Below are 17,943 nucleotides of genomic sequence, written 5' to 3' on the forward strand. Positions count from 1 at the left end.
TGAGGGTCCGACCCCGGAAATTGCCTTGGGGGTGAACTTAAATCGCACTATCCCAAGGCGCCGACAACCGCACCGCGCAGTTGATCAGTCCCACCATCGAGTAAGTCTGCGGGAAGTTCCCCCACATCTCCCCCGTCACCGGGTGCGTATCTTCCGACAGCAAGCCCAGGTGGTTGCGCGCCATTAACATTGTTTCAAAGATCTTGCGTGCCTCATCCTTCCTGCCGATGCGCGCCAGGGCGTCGATGCGCCAGAAGGTGCAGATGTTGAAGGCCGTTTCCGGTTTGCCGAAATCGTCGGGCGCCTCGTAGCGGCGCATGTAGGGGCCGTCGCACAGCGATGCTTCGAGCGCGTCGACGGTGGCGATGAAACGGGGGTCCATGGGGTCGATGAAGTTGACTTCCGCCATCAGCAGCACGGACGCGTCCAGGTCGCGTCCGCCCAGGCTTTCCGCGAAGGCCTGGCGCTCTTCGCTCCACGCTTCGCGCAGCAGGCGTTCGCGGATCAGCACGGCGCGGCTGTTCCAGTGGTCGGCCCGGTCGTCCAGGCCCAGCTTGTGCGCGACCTTGGCCAGGCGGTCGCAGGCGGCCCAGCTCATCAGCATGGACGAGGTGTGGACCCTCGCCCGCGTGCGCAGCTCCCACATGCCCGCGTCCGGTTCCGCATGCAATTTGAAGGCCTGGTCGCCCACGGCTTCCAGCGCGGCAAACTCGGCTTTTCCCGCCCGGTGGAACAACCGGTGGTCGAGGAAAGCCTGGGCCGCACCGAGCACGATGTTGCCGTACACATCGTGCTGGAAGTGTTCCTGCGCCTGGTTGCCGACGCGCACGGGACCATTGCCCCGGTAGCCGGGCAAATGGTCGAGCATGGATTCGGGCAATTGCTCTTCCAGCCCGATGCCGTACAGAGGCTGGATGTGGCCGCCTTTCGAGCGGGCGACGATATTCGTCAGCCAGCGCAAATACTCTTCCATCGTGCCCACTTCCGACAGGCTGTTCAATGCACGCACGACAAAGAAGGCATCGCGCAGCCAGCAATAGCGGTAGTCCCAGTTGCGGCTGCTGCCGGGCGCTTCCGGGATGCTGGTGGTCATGGCGGCGATGATGGCGCCCGTGTCTTCATATAAAGACAATTTCAAGGTGATGGCGGCGCGGATGACCACGTCCTGCCATTCCAGCGGCACGGCCAGACGCCGCGTGTAGGTGCGCCAATAGTTGATGGTTTCCTTTTCGAAGATGCGCGCCGTCTCGTCGATGCCGCCGGCCAGGGTTTCATCGGGGCCCAGCAGGAAGTTGGCGGTGCCGCCCAGCACGAAATACGTTTCGCTCAGCACATAATTGAGCGACACATCCGTATTCAGGCGCAAGGTCTGTTCCGGCCCCACGTAGCGGATATGGTGGCTGCCCTGCGTGATTTGCGGCGCCAGGCGGCCCCAGTCGTAGCGGGGGCGCAGGCGCACGCGGATGCGCACGGCGTGATCGAGCGGCCGCACCCGGCGGATCAGCATCAGCGGGCGGAACATGCGGTCGCGGCTGAGGAATCGGGGCGCGAAATCCGTGATTTCCACGCCCCGCCCATCCGTATCGTACAGCCGCGTGCGCAGCACAGCCGTGTTCGGCTCATAAAACTGTTCGCTGCGGGCAAAGTTTTCAATGTCGATGGCCCACACGCTGCCGTTTTCCGTGGCGTCCAGCAAGCCGTTGAAGACGGGATCGCCATCGAAACGGGGCAGGCAGGACCAGACGACCTGCCCCGCCTGGTCGATCAGGGCGCTGAAGGCGCAATTGCCCACCACGCCGCAGTTGAGGGATGCTTGCGCGGACGCGCCGCCGGGGGTGTCATCAGCTTGTTCAGTGGATATGGTCATCGGCTACTCCTTGAAAGGCGATACGGACGCGGCCAGCAGCGCGGCGCGCAAAGCGCCCGGGCTGGCCAGGCGCAGGGTGGCGGCGCTGGGGCCCTTGCCCACTTTCACGCCCTGCCCGCCTGCTAGTTGAACATAGGCAAAGCCTGCCTCGTCGGTGGTATCGTCGCCCGCGAACACGGGCCGGCGGCCGGCGAATGGGATTTCCTGCATGAAGGCGGCGATGGCGCCGCCCTTGTCGGTGGCGGCCGGCTTGGCTTCCAGGACCATTTTGCCATGCAACAGCAGTACCCCGGGGCACGCTTGCACGGCTGCGGTCATTTCCTGCCAGCATAACTGCTCAAGTTCGGGCGCCAGCCGGTAATGCAGGGCCACGGCACCGCGCTTCTGCTCCACCAGCAAACCGGGGTACCTCGCCGCCAACGCCTGCGCACACGCCAGCACGGGCGAGACATCGGGCGTGGCCGCCACATGCAGCACGCCATCGGCGCCGCGCCGCTCCACGCCATGCACGCCGGCAACCGGCAGGGTCAAGGGCGCCAGCATGGCATCGAGCTGGACTATGGGACGCCCGGAAATGAGGGCCAGCGCGCCGCCGTGGCGCTCGGCCAGCAGCGCCAGCGCTTCAACCACGCCCGCTTCCAGGCGCACGCCATCGGGCGTGGACGCCAGGTCGACCAGGGTGCCGTCGAAGTCGAGGAAGACGGCTGTGCCAGGCGTACCCAGCAGTTGCAGCAAGGCCGCGCTATCGTCAGGGGTATCGTCCATCAGATCCCCTTGCGCCGCTTGATGCGGCTGTGGGCGTCGATCTTGGTCATGACCTTATCGCGCTGGCGCAAGCGGGCCGCGTCCAGCAGCATGCGCCCGGCCCAGCGGTAGACATTGAAATGTTTCACACGGGCCCGCATGCTCTTCATGCGCTCGCGCTGCTCCACGGGCGGCATCACGAGGGCGCGGTACAGGGCATCGGCGCCCTGCTCGATGTGATACGGGTTGATGATCAGCGCTTCATGCAGCTCGCGCGCGGCGCCCGTGAATTGCGACAGCACCAGCACGCCCAGCTCGTCGTCGCGCGCGGCGATGAATTCCTTGGCCACCAGATTCATGCCGTCATGCAAGCTTGTCACCATGCACACTTCGGAAGCGCGGAAATAGCGCTGCAAATCGTCCTGGCCGTGGTGCTCCGCTTTCAGCAGGATGGGCACATAGTCTCCGCTGCCGAAGCGGCGGTTGATGCGCTCGACCATCTTGCGCACGCGGGCGTCGAAGCTTTGATATTCATCGAGCGAAGCACGGCTGGGGGCGGCGATTTGCACAAAGGTAAAATTGCCCACCATGCCAGGCTGCTGTTCCAGCATGCGCTCGACGGCCTGGAAGCGCTCGACGATGCCCTTCGTGTAATCGAGGCGGTCCACGCCGATGCCCAGCAAGTGGTCGGACGCCACGCCCAGCTCGCTGCGGATCTGCGCGCGGCAGGTGGCTACGTCGGGCTGCGCCGGATTGTCTTCCGGCCAGGCGATGGAAATCGGGTAATCCTCGACCTGCGTCATTTCGCCGCCATAGGAAATGGTCGACGCTTCCGGCTCGATGCGCGTTTCCAGGTAGCGGTCCACCGTTTCCAGGAAATTCTTGCGGTGGAATGGCGTATGGAAACCGAGGATGGTGCTGCCCAGCAAACCGTCGAGGATTTCTTCGCGCCAAGGGCAAATGCCGAACGATTCCGAGTTCGGCCAGGGGATATGCCAGAAAGTGATGATCGTCGCTTTCGGCAAGGCTTCGCGCACCATGCGCGGCAACAAGGCAAAGTGGTAATCCTGCACCAGCACGACGGGGTTGTCCGTCTTCGCCTCCGCGATCACGGCGTCGGCGAAGCGGCGGTTGACCTTCACGTACTGCTCCCAGTCGGACGAGCGGAACACGGGGCGCACGTGGGCGATATGGCACAGCGGCCACATGCCTTCATTGGCGAAACCATAATAGTAGCCCTGCTCTTCCTCTTCCGTCAGCCACACGCGGCGCAAGGTATAGCTGGGATTGTCGGGCGGCACGGGCACGTGGTCGAGCTTATCGACCGTCTCGCGGTCGGCGGAACCGGCGCCATGCGCGATCCACGTGCCGGAGCAGGCCCGCATCACGGCTTCCACGGCCGTCACCAGGCCGCTGGCAGGACGCTGCACGGTGATGCCGGCATCTGTTTTCGTGTGGATATACGGTTCCCGGTTCGACACGACGAGCACCTGGTCGCCCTGCAAGTCCGCTTCCAGCAAGGCGCGCAGCTTGTCCGGCGTCCAGTCGGACGACCAGCCGTTGTCGCCCTGGCGTTCCAGGTGGTATTCCTGCAGCAATTCGCGCAAGTCGCCGATCAGCGGCTGCATTTCCGGCGGCGGCGCGGGCGCGGCGGCGGGCGCCGTCGCGGCGGCCACTGCGCCATTACTTTTCGGCAGCAATTCGCCCCGTAGAATATCCTTCACGGCCGACAGCCAGCCGCGCCAGCTCAGGTGCGCCACGAACACGGTCATCAGGGAAATCAATACGGCCAGCACGGCCAGGAAAGCAAAGATGAAGCGCTTGGTATCCGTATTGCGGCGCTCGACAAAACTCATGTCCTGCACCAGCACCAGACGTCCCAGCTGGGATGCATCCTGCATGACGGGCGTTTCGCTGATGTGGACTTGCCCTTGCGGCAATTGCGCCAGGGATTTGTACAGGCCGCCAGTGGAAGGCGTGCTCCAGCAGCCGATGGAAGCGGGGTATTGCGCGGACTGGTAAACCAGGTGGCCCGCGTTGTCGCAAAAGCCGATGGCGATCAGGCGTTCGTCGCGCGTGGCGCCCTGGAACAGTTCGCCGATGCGGGTGGCATCTTGCGCGGGCAGGTATTCGGTGAGCGAGGGCCGGAGGGTTCCGGCGAGCAATTCTGCCCGGCTGTCGAGGTCGCGCACATACCAGCGCAGGGTGATATTGTCGAGCAGGGGTACCACAATATAAGCAAACAATCCCAGCACCAGAGCCAGTGGCAGGATGAAGCGCAAGGACATTCGGAGTGATCGTACTATCATCGTTTTCCTTTGCAAAAACAAAAAGCATGGCAAGTATGACTATGTTTCCACTGCGGCGACGCCCGTTTGCTTTCCGTATTGAAACGTCAACATGGCATGGCGCAGCGCAGCAATTTCTTCCAGTATCCACGTTGACGCAGGTCTTATCCGTACGGCAACGCACGCCCCCGTTACGCCATCTGCCCGTAAAATACCCGCTTCCGACATCCCCCCCACCAATTTCAAGGAGTTTTCGCCTATGGATCTCAGCACGTTCCACTCGCTGATGGGAGGCCCGCTGCGCTCGGCACTGACCGTGTTCGTTTCCGCCCTGCTCGTCACCGTGGTCGCCATCGGCGTGCACCGAGCCGGCATCAGCCTGCTGAAAAGACTGGCCAATGGCCGCCCGTTCACCACCAATGCCACGCGCGTGGCCTTCCGCGCCAGCCAGCTGTGCGTGATCGTCTTCGGCCTGCGCATGGTGCTGGCCGGCGCGCCCGACGACACGCCGGGGCTGGTCGCCATGTCGCATATCACCAGCGTGGCGCTGATCATCGCGCTGACCTGGCTGGCCATGCAGTGCATCCAGGCCCTCTCCATCACGATTTCCGAAGTCAATCCCGTCGACGTGGCTGACAACCTGCGCGCGCGCCGCCTGATCACCCAGGCCCGCGTGCTCACGCGCAGCGCGCACGCCATCGTCGTGATCCTGGGCCTGGCCTTCGTGCTGCTGACCTTGCCCGGCGCGCGGCAGATCGGCGCCAGCCTGCTGGCCTCGGCCGGCGTGGCGGGCCTGGTGGCCGGTATCGCCGCCCGTCCCGTGCTCGGTAATTTCATTGCTGGGTTGCAAATTGCGTTTTCGCAACCGATTCGCATCGATGACGTGCTGATCGTCAACGGCGAATGGGGCAAGGTCGAGGAAATCAAGGGTACGTATGTCGTCGTGCGCGTGTGGGACGAGCGCCGCCTGATCGTGCCGCTGCAATGGTTCATAGAAAATCCGTTCGAGAACTGGACGCACAGCTCGTCCACCCTGCTGGGCACGGTGTTCCTGTGGCTCGATTTCAGCATCCCGCTCGAACCGCTGCGCACGGAACTGACGCGCATCTGCGCATCCGCCACGCAATGGGATGGCCGGGTCTGCACGGTGCAGGCGACAGATTCGAACGAGCGGGCCGTGCGCGTGCGCTTTCTGATCAGCGCGGCAGATTCAGGCCTGGCCTTCGAGCTGCGCTGTATCGTGCGCGAGCAGATGCTGGCATTTATTACGGCACACTACCCGCACGGCCTGCCCCGTTTGCGCTCCACGCACGACCCCATCGAGCTGCACGCCATGCAGGCGCAGAACGACAGCGTGTCACTGCACAAGGCTTGAAAAACCTGCGGCGCGCTGCCCTTGCCCGCGCGCCGCTACAATGGTTCGCATGAGCACCACCGCCTGGTTCATCCTGATCGGCTGCCTGATGCTGGCGCGTGGCCTGGGCGCCGACGGCATCGCGCGTCTGCCCTTGACCTCGGCCATGGCTTACCTGGGCGTGGGCCTGCTGCTGGGCCCCATGTTCCTCGGCCTGTTTGCGTTCGACCTGGTGCAGCAAGCGCCCCTGCTGGAAACCCTGACGGAAATCGCCGTCCTCATCTCCCTGTTTTCCGCCGGCGTCAAGATGCCCGTGCCATTCAGCCTGGCGCGCTGGCTGCCGTCGCTGCGCCTGGCGTGGCTGTCGATGGCTATTTCCGTGGCCCTGGTGGCCGCGTTCGCCTACTGGGTGCTGGGCCTGCCATGGGGCGCCGGCGTGCTGCTGGGCGCCATCCTCGCACCCACCGACCCCGTGCTGGCCACCGACGTGCAGCTGCGCCATGCGGGCGACAGCGAGCAATTGCGCTTCATCCTGACCAGCGAGGCGGGCATGAACGATGGCAGCGGATTTCCTTTCGTCATGCTGGGCCTGGGCTTGCTGGGCCTGCATGAACTGGGGCCGCACGGCGCCACCTGGCTGTGGCGCGATTTGGTCTGGGCCAGCGCAGGCGCCATGGCCCTGGGCGCGGCCGGCGGCGCGCTGCTGGCCTGGCTGGGCTGGCAGGTGCGCGCCAAGGAACCGAAACACGCGATGCTGGACGATCTGGCGGCCCTGGGCTTGATCGCCCTCGTCTACGGCCTGACTACCTGGCTGCACGCGTGGGGCTTCCTGGCCGTCTTTTTTGCCGGCGTGGCATTGCGCCAGACGGAACTGCGGCTGGCCGGCGCGCCGAAAGACCGGCAAGGCTTGCTGCAGGCGGAAGAAACCCATGCCGTGTCCGCCACCAAGCCGCACGGCAGCGACGTGCCGCTGACCGTCAGCGGCGAATCCCTTGTCTTCAAGGAACACCTGGAACGCCTGTCCGAACTGACCCTGGTGCTGTTGCTGGGCGGCGCTGTCACGGCCGCCGCCTGGAACTGGCAAGCGTGGAGCGTAGCGCTGTTCCTGCTGCTGGTGGCGCGCCCGGCCAGCGTGATGCTTGGCTTGCTGGCGTCGGGCACCGGCATGCGCCTGCGCGGGCTGGCCGCGTGGTTCGGCGTGCGCGGCATCGGCTCGCTGTACTACCTCAGCTATGCCATCGCGCATGGCTTGCCGCGCGGCCTGGCGCGCGAACTGGCCGACATCACCCTGGTCGTCGTCATCCTGTCCATCGTCGCGCACGGCCTGACGGTCAAACCCCTGCTGGAGCGCTACTGGCGCAAATAGGCGCCGGCGCCCCATTACCATTGCTGTGTAGCAATGTTTTTGTCAATTGCCCCTATGGCTGGCAGAAATATTGTTAAGATCATTCAAAATGGCAAAAGAGAGAAGCAATGAAACGAAGAAGCGTGCTGGGACTGGGCGTCTCACTAGCCCTGCTGCAAACGGGCTGCGCCACCGATCCGGCCAGGCTGGCGTGGGAAACGGCATTTGACGGCTTCATGCGCGATGGCCTGGCCCGCACGGAAACGCCAGGCATGAGCGTGGCCGTGGTGCGCGGCGAGCGCACCATATTCGCGCGCGGCTATGGCTGGGCCGACATCCAGGCCGGCAAGAAAGCCGATGCCAACACGGTGTTCCATGTCGCCTCCGTCAGCAAACTCGTGACGGCCACGGCCATCATGATGCTGCTGGAACAAGGCGCCTTCCAGCTGGACGACAAGGTGGCGGCCCACCTGGACTTCCCGCTCATGCATCCGAAGTTTCCCGATGTGCCCATCACCTTCCGGCATTTGCTCAGCCACACCTCGGGCATTTCCGACGCCGTGTACGAAAAGACGACGGCGTTTGCCGTGCAGGGCGACCCGCGACTGCCCCTGCGCGACTTCGTCAAAGGCTATCTGTCGCGCGGCGGCGCCTGGTATGACGCGGATGTGTCGTTTGCCGCCCGGCCCGGCACGGAATGGCGCTACAGCAATGTCGGCATCGCCCTGCTCGGCTATCTGGTGGGCCGCTTGAACCCCGATGGCCTGGACGCCTTTGCGCACGAGCACCTGTTCGAACCGCTGGGCATGGACAGCACGGCCTGGAACCTGGCCGGCTTGCCGCGGCGCGCCGTCGTCGCTCAGCCGTATGCGCACAAGGAACCTGGCCTGCAAGTGCTGCCACCCGTCGGCTATCCGGACTGGCCGGCCGGCTTGCTGCGCAGCTCGGTGCATGACTTTGCCCGTTTCCTGGCCATCTTCAGCAATGGCGGCCGGGTCGATGGCCACCGCTACCTGCAAGATTCCACCCTGCAATTGTTTTTCGCCCCGCAAGCGGCCCCCGTCGTGCCTGCCGATGCGTCCGTACGCCAGGCTTTGGTGTGGCAGCTGCGCGACGTCGACGGCAAGCCGCTGGCCACGCACAGCGGCGGCGACCCGGGCGCCGCGTCCGTCGTCTGCGTCGACCGGGCCAGCAAGACTGCCGTGCTGGCCTTCGCCAACGTCAGCGCCGACAAGGAGTTTCGCTCATTCCAGAAAGAAGTCGTGCTGCGCCTGCTGGCGCATGGCGGCAGCGGCGCGCCAGCGAGGTAGGCATGCCGCTTGTGTGAGCGGACGCACGGTGGCGCGCGGGCAAGAAAGTATGCTGTGCTGGTCAGACTTGACACTCAACGAGGAGACCAGCATGACTAACCGTATCGGCAACAAGGACGTGGCGCAGCAGCGCAGCAAGAGTGAAAAAGCCCGCATCAGGGCGCAGAACATCGCCAGCGAAGCGGGCAAGAGGGCCGAGGCCAGGGCCCGCTACCGCAATGCCGTCAAGGGCCAACCGGGCCAGCCCGCTCCCGGTGCCTAGACGCCGAACCAGCCGCGCAATTTCTCGGCGGCCCGTTCCTTGACCTCGGCCGTGATGTAGGTGGCGACCGTGGCGACGGCCGCCGCCAGCACGGCCAGGTCGTCCGCATAGCCGACGACGGGCGTGATGTCGGGAATCGCGTCGATCGGCGAAATGAAATAGCCGAGCGCGCCATAAATGGCCGTCTTGGCCCACAGCGGGGTGTTCGGCTGCTGCGCCGCGTAGTACAGCCACAGGGCTTTCTCGATGACTTCGCGTCCCGCCGTCTTGGCGAACTTGACGACCTTGTCCCAGAAGCTGTCATCCGTGTATTTCTTTTCATACTGTTTGTCGGCCTGGGGGGCGTGGTCTTCTTCCAGATTCTTTTTTCTGCCAAACATCTGCTGCTCCTGTCTGCCGCGCACGGCGTTACGAATGCGCACCTTAGCATAACGGCGCGGCGGGTGCGCGGCCTGCAAGGTAAGCTATCGTCATGGAAATATCTGCCACCACCACGGCCCGCGCCGCCGGCCTGCGCTACACGGGCGACCACCAGGGCGGCATCGCCCGCCTGGGCAAGCCCGGCAAGTTCCGCTACCGCGACGCGGACGGGTCGATCCTGCGCGATGCCGCCATCTTGACGCGCATCAAGGCACTGGCCATTCCACCGGCCTGGACGGGCGTGTGGATCTGCCCGCACGCCAACGGCCACCTGCAGGCGACGGGACGCGACGCGCGCGGACGAAAACAGTACCGCTACCATGCGCGCTGGCGCCAGGTGCGCGACGAAGCGAAATATGAGCGCATGCTCAGCTTTGGCCGCGCCCTGCCCGCCATCCGCGCCGCCGTCGCGCGCGGCATGCAGTTGCCAGGCTTGCCCCGTGAAAAAGTGCTGGCCACCATCGTGCACCTGCTGGAATTGACGATGATGCGCATCGGCAACGAAGAATATGCGCGCACAAATAAATCGTTCGGCCTGACCACGCTGCGCACGCGCCACGTGCAGGTCGACGGCAGCGCCGTAGCCTTCCATTTCAAGGGCAAGAGCGGCGTGCGCCACGATATCCGCCTGAGCGACCGGCGCCTGGCCAGGGTGCTGCAGCGCATGCGCGAACTGCCGGGTCAGGAACTGTTTCAATATGTGGATGCGGAGGGCGAGCGCCACGGCATCGACTCGGGCGACGTCAACGATTACCTGCGCGAGGTGACGGGCGAAGATTACACGGCCAAGGATTTCCGCACCTGGTCCGGCACCTTGCTGGCCGCGCTGGCCCTGCAAGCGTTCGAACAGGTCGACTCCGATACGCAAGCCAAGAAAAACATCGTGCAGGCGATCGAGTCCGTGGCTAAAAAGCTGGGCAACACGCCGACGATCTGCCGCAAGTGCTATGTGCACCCGGCCGTGCTGGAATCGTATCTGGATGGCAGCTTATTGGAAGGCATGCGCGCGCGGGCGCGGCAGCAAATGCAGGACGACCTACAGGCTCTGGCGCCGGAAGAAGCAGCCGTGCTGGCCTTGCTGCAGCAGCGCCTGCAGGCGCAGGCCGTCAACCAAGGGGCGCTCAAGCCTGGCGCGCGGGCTGCGGCTGGCACTGGGCCGACAGTGTGAGGGCATCGCTGCTGCAGATGGGCAAGGTGCCATGGCCAGCCTCGCGCGCCACGGGCGCCGGCACGGCATCACTGGCCGGCGCCTCGCCCGTATTGGTCAAGGTGGCCGCCAGGGTCGAGAAAGTAAACAGGCAGATCAGCAGGAACGGCTTGTTCACGTGAATGGACTGGTCTGGCTTTTGCATCGCATACTCCGTCGGAATGGTTGGCTGTTGCAGCATGAACACGATCATCGCGTGTTTCCGCAAGGCATACAATCAGACAGTTTCGACAAGACGGGTAGGACAGCGCTGACAGCGCTCAGCCATAACGTCCCGTGTCGGCAGATTTGACACCCGCTCCGGTCCGCCTCGACCAAGCCCTTGTTTTTACAGAAAAAATTGTTCGGGAATGCTTCCTGCTTGACCTCCTGCCTGGGCACGCTTGGCGCCAGTCAATGGGGGAACGATCATGAGCTTTATCAAAAAGGCACTGCTGGCGCTGCTGCTATGCGCAATGTCTGCCGCGCACGCCGCCAGCATCGGCTACACGGCAACATCGCTGGGTGGCACGCAGTGGCGCTACGACTATACGGTCAGCAATACCACCCTGTCCGTGCCCATCGAGGAATTCACCTTGTTCTTCAGCGTGGACCAGTATGCCAACCTGCACAGCATCTCCACGCTGCCAGACTGGGACGTACTGCTGGTGCAGCCCGACCCCGCCATCCCCGCCAGCGGCTACCTCGACGCGCTGGCGCTGGCGGGCGGCATCGCGCCCGGCGCCACGGCCACGGGATTTTCCGTCACCTTCGATTACCTGGGCGCGGGCAGCCCCGGCGCCCAGCCGTTTTCCATCCTCGACCCCGTCTCCTTCATCGAGCTCGAAGCGGGCGCCACGCAGCCGGCGGCCGTCGCCCTGCCGTCCACGCCATGGCTGCTGCTGGCCGGCGTGCTGGCCGTGGCCTGCCTGCGGCACAGGCGGCTGGCGGGCGCCGCACTGGCCCCCTTGCTGGCCCTGAGCCTGTGCGCCTGCGGCGGACCGGACGATCCCACGCAGCCGCCCGCGCCGAAGGTCATGCTGACCGCCGCCGCGACTGCCAGCACCTTCACTGCCCAGGCCGCCGGAGACCTCGAAGTCACCTTGCTGGAAAAAGTGGCGGAACAGCGCGTCAGCCGCACGGCCTGGGACTACACCTACCGTGTGCACATCCGCAACAATGGCAGCGAGGCGGCCAGCAATGTGCAAGCCGTGCTGGCCAGCGCGCCTGCGGGCACCGCCATCATCGATGGCGACGTACTTGCCGGCAACATCGGCGCAGGCGCCACCGTCGCGCCCGCGGACACCATCACCTTGCGCATCGAGCGCAGCATCGCCTTCCAGAGCGCCGGTCTGACATGGACCTTCAGCACCAGCGCCGGCATCTTCCTCGACCCCGTGCGGCCCGCGCAAGTGGTCGTGCTGCCGCTGGCCGGGCTGGGCTTTCCCGACGGCGCCGACAGCGTCAAGGCCAGCGGCGCCGTCACGGACGTGCTGCTGCAGGACGGCAGCCTGCGCTTTTCCACGCCCGGCGACACGGGCGTGGACCAGCACGCGCAATTTTCCCTCAGCAAGGGCGGCAAGATCACCATCCTGGACCTGCTGATCCAGACGGAACTGCCCACGGCCGTGGAAACCTATGTGGAGCCGGATGACAATGGCAACCTCCCCTCCACGGTGCCCGTGCTGGCCATCACGGGACTGGGGCCGAACAACCGCCTGCAGCCGGGCACCCTGGGATTGCGCCTGGTGGGCGCGGCCCCCATGGTCCTGCAGGACGACAGCGATGGCCTGCTGTCCACCCCGAATGGCGTGGCCATCAGCCTGAAGACCTACTGGACGTTCGATGCGGCCAGTGGCACCTTCAGCATCAGCGCCACGGCCATGCAGCAGTTGCTGGCATCCTTGCCCAACGGCAGCTACGACCTGAACCTCAATTTCGTCTCGCAGGATGGTGAATTCACGGCCAGCTATGCCTTGATCGTCATCAAGTCCGGCATCGTGCTGCAAGGACAGCTGCGCACGCCGGCGGGCGGCAATGCCACAGGACTGGCCGGCAAGAAAATGCTATTGACCGGCTATAACAACCATCAGCGCCAGGTGGCCGTGATCGACGCCACGGGCGCCTTCCACTTCGATGGCGTGCTGCCCGATACCTACCAGCTGACCTTGAACGACCTCGTCCACCCGAACGTGGTCAGCGTCAGCGCCGTCGCCTTCGACAGCAGCAGCACCGTCAACGTCGGCATCGTCTATCCGTACGGAGCCGGCCGGGCCCTGCGCGCCGGGGCGAAGACCTATGTGGCAGGCAGCGTCGCGCAGGATGGCGCCGGGCCGCCCGCGCGCGCGGTATCCGCCAGCCCCCGTGCCGCGGGCGACGTCACGCCGCAGGATGACGAAGGCAGCAAGACCTTCACGGCCACGGCGGCCGCGCAAAACCAGACCATCACTTCACCCGTCGCCTTTACGGTGCCCAAGGGCACGAAAAACGTGGGCGTGAAAATCACCGTCAGCACGGCCGAGTATCCCACCTACACGACGGCGCAAAGCCAGTATAACGATACCTGGTCGTACGCCGTGACCGGGTTGCCCGGGGTCAACCTGGCCGCCACGGGCGCCGTCAACCAGACGCACTTCACGCAGGGCACCATCGTCAGGACGGAGTGCGTCGACGTCAGCAAGCAAAGCGAGGCCGGGGCTTTGAGCCTGGGCGGCAATGTCAGCGCCACGAATATCGGCGACAGCGCCCTGGCCACCGTGACGACGGTGGAACTGAGCCTCGTGTGCAAGGGATTGAAGGTGACGCAGGCAAAATTCCTCTCGCCCAATAAGGCCGCCCATCCCGTGTTGCAGCCGATCAAGCTGACGGGCAATTTGGCGGGACCGTATGTATCCGTCTCGCAAGGAGCAGCCACGGCCACGCACACCTTGCCGCTGGAATTGCATTACACGCCGGCGGCGGCGACGATTACGGAAGTCAACATCGGCATTTCGTCCGGCGGCGACGATCCCGCCTTCAGCACGGAGAATTTATTGTCCCAGACCAATACCAAGACTGCCGGCACAGTGAAATTCCCCAGCCTGGTGCTGCCCGCCTTTGCCGGCGCCAAGCTCGACAAGAAGGCCGTCGTCACGCTGCGCCTGAAGGGCCGCATCGACAATGTCGATGCCAGCTCCGACCCGGCCGAAGGGGGACAAGTGGAGTTCAAGGGAGGCACGGCCTACATCCCCCTGTACCTGGCCAACAACGAGGCGGCGCTGGCGGCGCGGCGCTACGGCACGCGCGACGACGGCGGCGATTCGTGGGCCACGCGCCTGGCCATCACCTGGCTGGCGGGCAAGCCCTACCGCTTCGACGACATCAGCGGCCAGCATGTGACGCAGACGGCAACGGGCCGTTCCATCCTCGGCCATAGCGGCCACAGCGACGGCCAGCAGATCGACTTGCGCTACGCGGACGGCGCGGGCGGCTACACGGACGCGCTGGGCGGCCAGAACGATGGCGCCGCCATCCACCAGTTGATCCTCGACGCGAAGGCGGAAGTGGCGGCCAACCCCGCGCAAAAGCCGAAACTGGCAGCCCTGCTGGCGTGGATCGCGGCGAACCGCGCCATGCTGGACCAGGAAGCGGCGCCGGCCAGCACGCGCGTCATCTACATCGGCCCCAGCTTCATCAAGCTGGCCCTCGTCGACGGGCGTTTTTCCGCCGCCCCGGCCGACAATATCCCCGGCGCGGGTACCTGGACCAAGCCGGCAAAAGTGCACATTGAAACCGGACACCTGAGCCACTGGCACATCAGCATCACGGCCCATCCTTAAGCGGGGTCAGGCGGGCAAATCGGACAGTTCCAGCTCCGAAAACCCCGCCCGGCGCCGCGCTTCCAGGTTGAACGGGCCGCGCAGGGTCGGGGCTTCGTAGTGCAGCGCCAGCTCGGCATACGTGGCGCGCAGCTCCAGGCCCCGCTGCTGGCACAGGTAGCCGTACCAGCGGTTGCCGATTTCCACGTGACCCACCTCATCGCGCAGGATGATGTCGAGGATGGCGGCGGCCGCCATGTCGCCCGCCTGCGCCAGCTTGGCGCGCAGCGGCGGAATCGCGTCCAGCCCCCGCGCTTCCAGGGTGCGCGGCACCAGCGCCATGCGCGCCAGCACGTCGCCACGCGTCTTGTCGACCATTTCCCACAGGCTGTCGTGGCCGGGGAAGTCGCCATACGTGTGGCCCAGCACCTGCAGGTGCGCCTGCAGCATGGCGAAGTGCGTGGCTTCCTCTTTCGCCACGCGCAGCCAGTCCGTGTAGTACTCGGCCGGCAAGTCCGGGAAGCGCCACAGGGCGTCGAGGGCCAGGTTCATGGCGTTGAATTCGATATGCGCAAGCGCATGCACGAGCATGGCGCGCCCTTCCGGCGTGATCATCGAACGCCGCCCCACCAGGCGCGGCGGCACCAGCTCCGGACGCTCGGGACGGCCAGGCACGGGGCCGGTGGGTGCCAGCGGCGCCTGCGCATCAAGCGCCAGCTGCGCTTCGGCCATGGCCGCCACCATCGCCACCTTGGTCGCCGGGTCCGGTTCGAGCAGGCAGGCCAGCGCATACGTGCGCAGTTCCTGTGGCGGCGTGGGGGTCAATGGAGATGATGCGTGCATGGTGCTTCCTTCGTGCGCGTTCTTGAACAAGGCGCGCAGTGTATCAAATTGCCTGCCCCAGCAGCCAGTCGAACAGGGCCTGCACGCGTGCCGGCAGCGCGGCGCGCCCGCTGTGCACGAGGTAATACGCCTGCGGGCTGGCCAAGGCAAACTCGCCAAACGGCAAGACCAGCTGGCCGCTGTCCAGCCACGGCTGCACCAGCCGGCGCCGGCCCATGGCCACGCCCGCGTGGTGGATGGCCGCCTGCGCGCACAGGTCGGCACGGTCAAAGCGCAGGCTGCGCGCAGGCAAACGCACGTCTGGCGCCTGCCTGTCCAGCCACAGGCGCCACTCGGCATCGGGCGCGCAGGCGGGCCAGGCCAGCGTATCGTGCAGCACCGTCGCGCCGGACAAGTGATGTGGCGTCTCCAGCAGGCCGTGGTCGCGCGCGTAGGCGGGACTGCAGACGGGCGCCAGCCATTCGTCCATCAGCTTGCGCGAGGCCAGGCCGGGAAAGCTGCCATCGCCATAGTGCAAGGCCAGGTCAACCTGGCCGGCGCGAAAGTCCACGCTGTCATTACCCACGCGCAAATCGATCGACACGTCAGGATACTGCGCAGCGAACCCTGCCAGGCGCGGCACCAGCCAGCATTGCGCCACCGAGGGACGCGCATGCACGGTGACGCTGCCCGCCAGCGTGTCGCTGCCGGCAATGGCCGCCTGCAGGCCGTCCCAGCCCGTTTGCAGGGCGGCAAAGATGCGCTCGCCGTCCTGCGTCAGCTTGACTTGCCGCGTCAGCCGTTCGAACAGCCGCAGGCCCAGGCTGCTTTCCAGCCGCGCGATGCGGTGGCTGACGGCGCTGGGCGTGAGCGCCAGTTCCTGCGCCGCCAGCGCGAAGCTGGCATGGCGCGCCGCCACGAGAAAGGTGTGCAGGTTGGCGAACTGGCTGGCCGTGAGCGCCGCGCCGGCCGGCATCAGGCGGCTCCGGCCGCCAGCAAGGCGCGGCCCCGCGCCACGTAGGCGGCCATTTCCGCCTCGGGAACCATGCTGCCGCCCGTGCCCCACACCAGATGCGTGGCCTGCGTCAGATTCTGCTGATATTGCGGCGCGGCCAGCACGAAAGGAATACCCGCGAAACCGGCCACGGCCGACGGTTCCAGGCGCAGCTGCTCCGTTTGCTCCAGCGTCGCCAGCAAGCGGTACAGTTCTTCATCCGTGACGGTGGCGTAGCCGTCGATCAGCCGCTGCATGGCCCGTCCGACGAAGCCGGACGGACGTCCCACGGCCAGGCCATCGGCGGCCGTGACATTGTCGATGCCGATCTCCTGCACGCTGATCCGATCGTGCAAGCCCGTGTGCACGCCCAGCAGCATGCACGGCGAATGGGTCGGCTCGACAAACACGCAGTGGACATGGTCGCCAAAGGCCAGCTTCAAGCCGAATGCCACGCCGCCGGGGCCGCCGCCCACACCGCACGGCAAGTACACGAACAGCGGGTGCGCGGCATCGACCGTGACGCCGCTTGCCGCGAATTGCTCTTTCAGGCGCTGGCCCGCCACCGCGTAGCCGAGAAACAGATCGTGCGAGTTTTCATCGTCGACAAAGTGGCAAGCCGGATCATTCTCCGCCTGCCTGCGGCCCGCTTCCACGGCCACGCTATAGTCAGTCGCGTACTCGACGACAGTGACGCCGTGGCTGCGCAATTTGTCCTTCTTCCACTGGCGCGCATCGGCCGACATGTGCACGGTGGCGCGAAAGCCCAGGCGCGCGCTCATGATGCCAATCGACAAGCCCAGATTGCCCGTGGAACCGACGGCGATCGCATACTGGCCAAAGAAGGCCCGCACGGCGTCGCTGGCCAGCAAGCTGTAATCGTCGCCCTCCTTCAGCAAACCCGCGTCCAGCGCCAGCATTTCCGCATGTTTCAGCACTTCATAGATGCCGCCACGGGCCTTGATGGAGCCGGAAATGGGTAAATGGCTATCCTGCTTGAGCCACAGCCGACCGCCAGGCATGCCAAGCGCCGCCTGCATGGCTGGCAGCGGCACGACGGGCGACTCGATGATGCCGCCGCTGGCCTGCGTTTCCGGAAACGCCTTCGCCAGGTAGGGCGCAAAACGCGCCAGGCGCGCGCTGGCGTCGGCCACGTCGGCCGCCGTCAAGCCCACGTCGTGCAAGGCCTCGGTCGCCGGCGCGATGGCGGGATTGAACCAGCTCAAGGGCTGCAAGGCCATCAATTTTGTAATCAGGGGAAATTTTTCGCGCAGCGCGGCGATGGCGGAAGTGGGCAGCATGGCAACCTCGTGAAGGAACAAGCCATGATTAGACCGCATCCGGGCGCCGCTGGCAAAGGATGGTTGATCAGGCAATGGGTGACGAAGAATCACCTGTGAGGGGATTGGTGGGGGCGATAGCATACCCAGGGACACCTATCCGGCCGGTTCACCGGGCACACTTGCGGCCTCGCCGCGCAAAACCCGGGCTCCGGCCTTTTGAATCAGCTGTCATCATCAGACGAGATATCGCTGGCAGTATCCATCCCGGCAT

At 65.5% G+C, this 17,943-nt stretch carries 14 protein-coding genes; 6 read left to right on the forward strand and 8 right to left on the reverse strand.

Annotation, left to right across the window (positions count from 1 at the left end; genetic code table 11):
* Positions 1 to 37: 37 nt before the first annotated feature.
* From IGS58_RS14130 to IGS58_RS14140, 3 genes are read right to left on the reverse strand one after another with little or no spacing between them, the layout of a single operon-like run.
* Positions 38 to 1,867 carry a glycoside hydrolase family 15 protein gene (locus IGS58_RS14130; protein ID WP_230521777.1) on the reverse strand — a complete coding sequence of 610 codons (1,830 nt, stop codon included), beginning with the start codon at positions 1,865 to 1,867 and terminating at the stop codon, positions 38 to 40.
* 3 nt (positions 1,868 to 1,870) lie between these two features.
* Positions 1,871 to 2,632, reverse strand: a complete 762-nt coding sequence (gene otsB / locus IGS58_RS14135; protein WP_230521778.1) for a trehalose-phosphatase — start codon at positions 2,630 to 2,632, stop codon at positions 1,871 to 1,873.
* Complete coding sequence (locus tag IGS58_RS14140; RefSeq protein ID WP_230521779.1) at positions 2,632 to 4,899, reverse strand: alpha,alpha-trehalose-phosphate synthase (UDP-forming); 2,268 nt, start codon at positions 4,897 to 4,899, stop codon at positions 2,632 to 2,634. The genes otsB and IGS58_RS14140 overlap by 1 nt, the downstream gene beginning before the upstream one ends.
* A gap of 259 nt (positions 4,900 to 5,158) precedes the next feature.
* Here IGS58_RS14140 and IGS58_RS14145 point away from each other — a divergent pair, with 259 nt between their 5' ends.
* The 4 genes from IGS58_RS14145 (at position 5,159) to IGS58_RS14160 (ending at position 9,170) form a co-directional block, all read left to right on the forward strand.
* A complete protein-coding gene (locus tag IGS58_RS14145) occupies positions 5,159 to 6,274 on the forward strand; it encodes a mechanosensitive ion channel family protein (protein ID WP_230521780.1) in 1,116 nt (371 codons plus the stop codon).
* A 49-nt stretch (positions 6,275 to 6,323) separates the two neighbouring features.
* Complete coding sequence (locus IGS58_RS14150; protein WP_099387623.1) at positions 6,324 to 7,619, forward strand: cation:proton antiporter; 1,296 nt, start codon at positions 6,324 to 6,326, stop codon at positions 7,617 to 7,619.
* 107 nt (positions 7,620 to 7,726) lie between these two features.
* Positions 7,727 to 8,908 (forward strand): serine hydrolase domain-containing protein, encoded by a 1,182-nt coding sequence (locus IGS58_RS14155; protein WP_230521781.1) that lies wholly within the window; start codon positions 7,727 to 7,729, stop codon positions 8,906 to 8,908.
* 91 nt (positions 8,909 to 8,999) lie between these two features.
* Entirely contained in the window at positions 9,000 to 9,170 is a 171-nt protein-coding gene (locus IGS58_RS14160) for a hypothetical protein (RefSeq protein ID WP_230521782.1), read from the forward strand.
* On the opposite strand, the gene IGS58_RS14165 is transcribed toward IGS58_RS14160, so the two are convergent.
* Positions 9,167 to 9,550, reverse strand: coding sequence for a YkvA family protein (locus tag IGS58_RS14165; protein WP_052140069.1), 384 nt, complete (start codon positions 9,548 to 9,550; stop codon positions 9,167 to 9,169). The genes IGS58_RS14160 and IGS58_RS14165 overlap by 4 nt on opposite strands.
* Before the next feature lie 92 nt (positions 9,551 to 9,642).
* Here IGS58_RS14165 and IGS58_RS14170 point away from each other — a divergent pair, with 92 nt between their 5' ends.
* Positions 9,643 to 10,758 carry a DNA topoisomerase IB gene (locus IGS58_RS14170; RefSeq protein WP_230521783.1) on the forward strand — a complete coding sequence of 372 codons (1,116 nt, stop codon included), beginning with the start codon at positions 9,643 to 9,645 and terminating at the stop codon, positions 10,756 to 10,758.
* Here the strand turns inward: IGS58_RS14170 and IGS58_RS14175 are convergent.
* Positions 10,712 to 10,942 (reverse strand): hypothetical protein, encoded by a 231-nt coding sequence (locus IGS58_RS14175; protein ID WP_230521784.1) that lies wholly within the window; start codon positions 10,940 to 10,942, stop codon positions 10,712 to 10,714. The two genes, IGS58_RS14170 and IGS58_RS14175, sit on opposite strands and share 47 nt — an antisense overlap.
* Before the next feature lie 265 nt (positions 10,943 to 11,207).
* On the opposite strand from IGS58_RS14175, the gene IGS58_RS14180 reads away from it, so the two are divergent.
* Complete coding sequence (locus tag IGS58_RS14180; RefSeq protein WP_230521785.1) at positions 11,208 to 14,594, forward strand: hypothetical protein; 3,387 nt, start codon at positions 11,208 to 11,210, stop codon at positions 14,592 to 14,594.
* A gap of 6 nt (positions 14,595 to 14,600) precedes the next feature.
* Here the strand turns inward: IGS58_RS14180 and IGS58_RS14185 are convergent, their stop codons facing one another.
* Genes IGS58_RS14185 through IGS58_RS14195 form a run of 3 tightly spaced genes read right to left on the reverse strand, consistent with a single transcriptional unit; the run spans position 14,601 to position 17,690 of the window.
* Positions 14,601 to 15,416, reverse strand: coding sequence for a ferritin-like domain-containing protein (locus IGS58_RS14185; protein WP_230521786.1), 816 nt, complete (start codon positions 15,414 to 15,416; stop codon positions 14,601 to 14,603).
* 43 nt (positions 15,417 to 15,459) lie between these two features.
* Positions 15,460 to 16,371, reverse strand: coding sequence for a DNA-binding transcriptional regulator DsdC (gene dsdC / locus IGS58_RS14190; RefSeq protein WP_230521787.1), 912 nt, complete (start codon positions 16,369 to 16,371; stop codon positions 15,460 to 15,462).
* Positions 16,371 to 17,690: a D-serine ammonia-lyase gene (locus IGS58_RS14195; protein ID WP_230521788.1), complete on the reverse strand. Its 1,320-nt coding sequence runs from the start codon at positions 17,688 to 17,690 to the stop codon at positions 16,371 to 16,373. The genes dsdC and IGS58_RS14195 overlap by 1 nt, the downstream gene beginning before the upstream one ends.
* Positions 17,691 to 17,943 lie beyond the last annotated feature (253 nt).

Origin of the sequence: Janthinobacterium sp. EB271-G4-7A (assembly GCF_020858075.1) — a bacterium.
GTDB classification, from domain to species: domain Bacteria; phylum Pseudomonadota; class Gammaproteobacteria; order Burkholderiales; family Burkholderiaceae_D; genus Janthinobacterium; species Janthinobacterium lividum.

Bases quoted from the DNA above. Each gene is read 5' to 3' on its own strand.
- IGS58_RS14160 (WP_230521782.1), top strand. From the start codon at position 9,000: ATGACTAACCGTATCGGCAACAAGGACGTGGCGCAGCAGCGCAGCAAG.
- IGS58_RS14150 (WP_099387623.1), top strand. From the start codon at position 6,324: ATGAGCACCACCGCCTGGTTCATCCTGATCGGCTGCCTGATGCTGGCG.
- IGS58_RS14170 (WP_230521783.1), top strand. From the start codon at position 9,643: ATGGAAATATCTGCCACCACCACGGCCCGCGCCGCCGGCCTGCGCTAC.
- IGS58_RS14130 (WP_230521777.1), bottom strand. From the start codon at position 1,867: ATGACCATATCCACTGAACAAGCTGATGACACCCCCGGCGGCGCGTCC.
- IGS58_RS14145 (WP_230521780.1), top strand. From the start codon at position 5,159: ATGGATCTCAGCACGTTCCACTCGCTGATGGGAGGCCCGCTGCGCTCG.
- IGS58_RS14175 (WP_230521784.1), bottom strand. From the start codon at position 10,942: ATGCAAAAGCCAGACCAGTCCATTCACGTGAACAAGCCGTTCCTGCTG.
- IGS58_RS14165 (WP_052140069.1), bottom strand. From the start codon at position 9,550: ATGTTTGGCAGAAAAAAGAATCTGGAAGAAGACCACGCCCCCCAGGCC.
- dsdC (WP_230521787.1), bottom strand. From the start codon at position 16,371: ATGCCGGCCGGCGCGGCGCTCACGGCCAGCCAGTTCGCCAACCTGCAC.
- IGS58_RS14155 (WP_230521781.1), top strand. From the start codon at position 7,727: ATGAAACGAAGAAGCGTGCTGGGACTGGGCGTCTCACTAGCCCTGCTG.
- IGS58_RS14195 (WP_230521788.1), bottom strand. From the start codon at position 17,690: ATGCTGCCCACTTCCGCCATCGCCGCGCTGCGCGAAAAATTTCCCCTG.
- IGS58_RS14140 (WP_230521779.1), bottom strand. From the start codon at position 4,899: ATGTCCTTGCGCTTCATCCTGCCACTGGCTCTGGTGCTGGGATTGTTT.
- IGS58_RS14185 (WP_230521786.1), bottom strand. From the start codon at position 15,416: ATGCACGCATCATCTCCATTGACCCCCACGCCGCCACAGGAACTGCGC.
- IGS58_RS14180 (WP_230521785.1), top strand. From the start codon at position 11,208: ATGAGCTTTATCAAAAAGGCACTGCTGGCGCTGCTGCTATGCGCAATG.
- otsB (WP_230521778.1), bottom strand. From the start codon at position 2,632: ATGGACGATACCCCTGACGATAGCGCGGCCTTGCTGCAACTGCTGGGT.